The sequence below is a fragment of the Desulfocurvus sp. genome (genome assembly GCF_023230885.1).
Lineage (GTDB): Bacteria > Desulfobacterota > Desulfovibrionia > Desulfovibrionales > Desulfovibrionaceae > Desulfocurvus.
On the sequence record NZ_JALNWM010000253.1, the window covers coordinates 1 to 3,974 of the forward strand.

A 3,974-nucleotide genomic window follows, 5' to 3' on the forward strand; every position below is an offset into this window, starting at 1 on the left:
AAATGACAACAGCCGAGACGTAGGGCCTTGACTGTACCGCGTTCGTGGTAGCCGCAGCCAAGCAGTAAGCGGGCGGACGAATCGGCATGGATGCGTGGCTTCTCCCCCCTCTCCCCTCGTGCAAGCGTCACCCAATCTGAAATATTCTTGCCCCGATCAGGGAAAGACCGTGCCGCCGCAGGAGTCGATGGTGCGGCCTTTCTTTTCGTACGCGCGCCTGCGGCCAGCCCTTCGGCGCCGCCCTTGCCTCCGCGCTTGCCCGCCCTGAATGAACCCGGTCGCTCCGCGCGGCCCGATCCCGGGGCGGGAGCCCGCCCGGCGGGCGCGGCGCGCGGGCCACGGGCGGCGCCCGGAATAATGCCCTGGAATCATTGCCTCCACAGGGCGGGATGGGCTATGGTGGACACACCATCCACCCCATAACCGCAAGGAGGCCCCATGAGCCAGCTGCTGGATGAATTCAATGCGACCCTGAAGGCCCTGAACGACGAAACCCCCGACCAGCTCGCGGGTTTCATGGGCTTCATGAAGGCCGCCAAGGCCGACGGCGCCATTCCCGGCAAGGCCAAGAACCTGATCCTGGTGGCCCTGGCCGTGGCCAACCAGTGCGACTGGTGCATCGCCGTGCATGTGGCCAACGCCATCAAGACCGGCGCCACGGCCGAGGAGATCCTGGAGGCCGCGTGGCTGGCCGTGCTCATGGGCGGCGGCCCCAAGCTGACCTACATGAAGATCGTGCGCGACGAGATCGCGGCCAACACCAAGTAGCGGCCGCGCCGGGGCCGGGGGCGGCGCCCCCGGCCCCCGGCGCCCCGGCCCATAGGCGGACGGCCCAACGCGCGGGGGCGGCCCGGGATCGCTCCCGGGCCGCCCCCCGTTTCATTGCGCCGTGTCGGCGGCGGATCTAACGCGCCTGGGAGCGCGGACCGCGCCCCCGGCCCCGGCGGTCGTCGTCGCCGGGGCGCCCGGCGCCCTTGCCGCCACGGCCGGAGCGGCCGCCCTCCCCGCGGGGGGCGACGTTGCCGCGCGCGTCGTCGCGGGTCCGGCCCGCAGCGCCCTTGCCCTGGCGCTGGACCACGGCGTTGCCGCGCCCGTCGCGCTCCTGGCGCCCGGCGCCCCGGGCGCCGCCGTCCCGGCCCTCGGAGCGGGCGGCGCGGTTGCCGTCGACATCGGGCCGCTGGGCCCGGTTGCCGCGCGTGTCATCGTCGCGGCGCCCCCGGGGCGCTGCGACGCGGTTGCCGCGCGCGTCGTCGTCCCAGCCCGCCGCGCGGGCCGGGCCCGCGTGGCCGGAGCCGCCCCGGGATTCGCCCCGGGCGCCGCCCTTGCCCAGCGCCGGAAAGATTCCGTTGCCCTTGGCGCCCCGGGCCTTGGCGGGGGCGCCGGAGCGTCCGCCCCGGCCCCCGGCGCGCTCCTCGTCGCGGCGCGGGTTCTCGCCCCGGGCGCGACGCGACTGCCCGGCGTCGGGATCGCGATAGGTGTCGTCGCGCTCGCTGGCCGCGCCCCAGGCCGGGGCGGCCTGGGGCGCCTTGGGCGCCCGGGCGGGCCGCTGCCCGCCGCGCTGCCCGCCGCGCCGGCCGCGCTCCTGGCCCTCGCGCTCGTCCACGGGGCTGGGGGCCCCGGGGGTCTCGCGGTCGTAATCGAAGCCCTCCACGGTCACGCGGCGAATCTTGCGGCCCAGCAGGCCCTCCACGCAGCGGACCATGAGGCCGTCCTCGGCGGTGACCAGGCTCAGGGCCTCACCGCTGCGCTCGGCGCGGCCCGTGCGGCCGATGCGGTGGGTGTAGGTTTCCGCGGTGTCGGGCATGTCGAAGTTGACCACATGGGTCACCCGCGAGCAGTCGATGCCCCGCGCGGCGATATCCGTGGCGACCATGATGCGGTAGTCGCCGCTGCGAAAGCCGTCCAGGGCCTTCTGGCGCCGGTTCTGGGACAGGTTGCCCTGCAGGAAGGTCGCCGCCCAGCCCTTGCGCTCGAGCTGCTGGGCCAGGGTCTTGGCGCGGTGCTTGGTGCGCGTGAACACGAGCACGCAGTCGTGCTCGGTGCCGCGCAGGATGGTTTCGAGCAGCGCGGCCTTGAGGTGCTTGCGCACCGGGTAGAGCGCGTGGCCGACGCTGGCCGCCGGGGCGGTATTGGCCACCTCCACGCGCACCGGGTCGCGCAGGATGCCCCGGCACAGGGTGGCGATCTCCTCGGGCATGGTGGCCGAGAAGAGCAGGTTCTGGCGCCGCGTGGGCAGCTTGGCCAGGATGCGCTTGATGTCGGGCAGAAAGCCCATGTCCAGCATGCGGTCGGCCTCGTCGAGGACGAGCACGTCCACCCCGGAGATATTGGCTTCGCCGCGGTTCATGAGGTCGAGGAGCCGGCCGGGACAGGCCACGGCCACGGTGGACTGGCGCAGGGCCTTGACCTGGGGCGTGACGCCCACGCCGCCGAACACGGAGGCGCAGCGGATGCCCGTCTGCGCGCCCAGGGTCACGAAGGTCTCCTGAATCTGCACGGCGAGTTCGCGGGTGGGCGCGAGCACCAGCACGCGCAACGGCCCGCGCCCGGGGGCGCCCGCGTCCAGCAGGCGCTGGAGGATGGGCAGGGCGAAGGCGGCGGTCTTGCCGGTGCCGGTCTGGGCGAGGCCCATGACATCGCGGCCCTGGAGGACGACGGGAATGGCCTGGGTCTGGATGGGCGTGGGCACGACGTACCCGGCGGCGCGAATGCCCGAGGCGATCCGCGCATCAAAGGCGAAGGAATCGAAAGTCACAAAAATATCCTATGATTGAGGGGAACAGGGCGATCCTGCGTGACGAGGGTCGCGCGGCCCGTGGGCCGGGGGTACTGGTGGGGCTCCGGGACTCTCAGAAGCGCCCGCCGGGAGGCGGGGCGCGCGGCCGCCGGGGAAGGCGGCGAAGGCTGGTGTCCGGTCACGCCGAGGCCTGCCCTGTATACGCACTTCTGGCGGGATGTAAAGCCCCGGCCGCACCGAAAAGCGGAACCCCGGGACCCGGGGCGCGGAAAAACGCCCAGGCCCCGCGCCGCGCCGCGCCGCGCCGGACACAGGGCCTGGATGCGCAAGAAAACCGGCAAAGGCTAATGCAGCTTGCCGCCGAACATGCTGTTCACGAACTGGTTCTTGTAGAAATCGTTGACGCGCCCGGCAAGCTGCATCCGCGCCGACTCGGCCTCCTCCTCGCTGGGGTAGAAAGCCGCGAGGTCGCGGGCCACGCCGTCGCCGGTGTCGCCCAGGGGCTGGTCCAGGTGGACGCGGAAGTACCACTGGTCGCCCTCGTAGGGCTCGTCGGGCAGCGGGTAGGTCTTCTCCACCCAGCCGATGGCCTTGATGTGCGCGATGGGCACGAGAAAGCCCTCGATGAAGGCCAGATACTCGAACTCGGGGTACTCGTCGAATTCCTGCATGTCCGTACGTCCTGGTGTCCTGTTTCCTGGAAATGTCGCGGGGCTCCGGTGCGTTCCGAAGCCCTTGGGATGTATTGCCCCCTGGCGCGGCTGTCAACTCCGGGGAACGGGGGGCCGCCCGGCCTCAGGCCAGGGCCAGCGCCGCGAGCCCCAGCCACAGCGCCCCGGCCACGGCCAGCCCGGCGGCCCGCAGCAGGCCGATGAGCCGCCGCACCAGGGCCGGGGTCCAGGCGCCGCCCCCCGGGCCCAGGCGGGGCTTGTCCACGGGCTGGCCGAAATACACGGCGGGACCGCCCATGCCCGCACCCAGGGCCCAGGCCGCGGCGGCCATGGGCCAGCCCGCGTTGGGGCTGGCCATGCGCGCGGCGTCGCGGCGCACCGCCGCCAGGGGCACCGCCAGCCCCCCAGCCGCCCGCGACACAGCCGCGATGCCCAGGGCCGCCAGCCGCGAGGGCACGAAGGCCAGCGCGTCGTCCAGCCGGGCGCAGGCCCAGCCCAGGCCGCGCCAGCGCTCTGTGCGGTAGCCCCACATGGAGTCCATCGTGCTCACGGCCTTGTAGGCCCAG

4 protein-coding genes are annotated in these 3,974 nt (G+C 73.3%); 1 reads left to right on the plus strand and 3 read right to left on the minus strand.

Features of this window, described 5'->3' with window-relative positions; all coding sequences use genetic code 11:
- Positions 1-438: 438 nt before the first annotated feature.
- Positions 439-768, plus strand: a complete 330-nt coding sequence (locus M0P34_RS14165; RefSeq protein ID WP_291500267.1) for a carboxymuconolactone decarboxylase family protein — start codon at positions 439-441, stop codon at positions 766-768.
- Positions 769-904: 136 nt separating this feature from the next.
- Here M0P34_RS14165 and M0P34_RS14890 read toward each other — a convergent pair whose 3' ends face one another.
- The 3 genes from M0P34_RS14890 to M0P34_RS14180 form a co-directional block, all read right to left on the minus strand.
- On the minus strand, positions 905-2,755 hold the full coding sequence (locus tag M0P34_RS14890) for a DEAD/DEAH box helicase (protein ID WP_366062783.1): 1,851 nt from the start codon (positions 2,753-2,755) through the stop codon (positions 905-907).
- A 326-nt stretch (positions 2,756-3,081) separates the two neighbouring features.
- Positions 3,082-3,408, minus strand: coding sequence for a hypothetical protein (locus tag M0P34_RS14175; RefSeq protein ID WP_291500268.1), 327 nt, complete (start codon positions 3,406-3,408; stop codon positions 3,082-3,084).
- Positions 3,409-3,532: 124 nt separating this feature from the next.
- Positions 3,533-3,974: cobalamin biosynthesis protein (locus M0P34_RS14180; protein WP_291500270.1), on the minus strand; the 442-nt coding region annotated here is incomplete at its 5' end.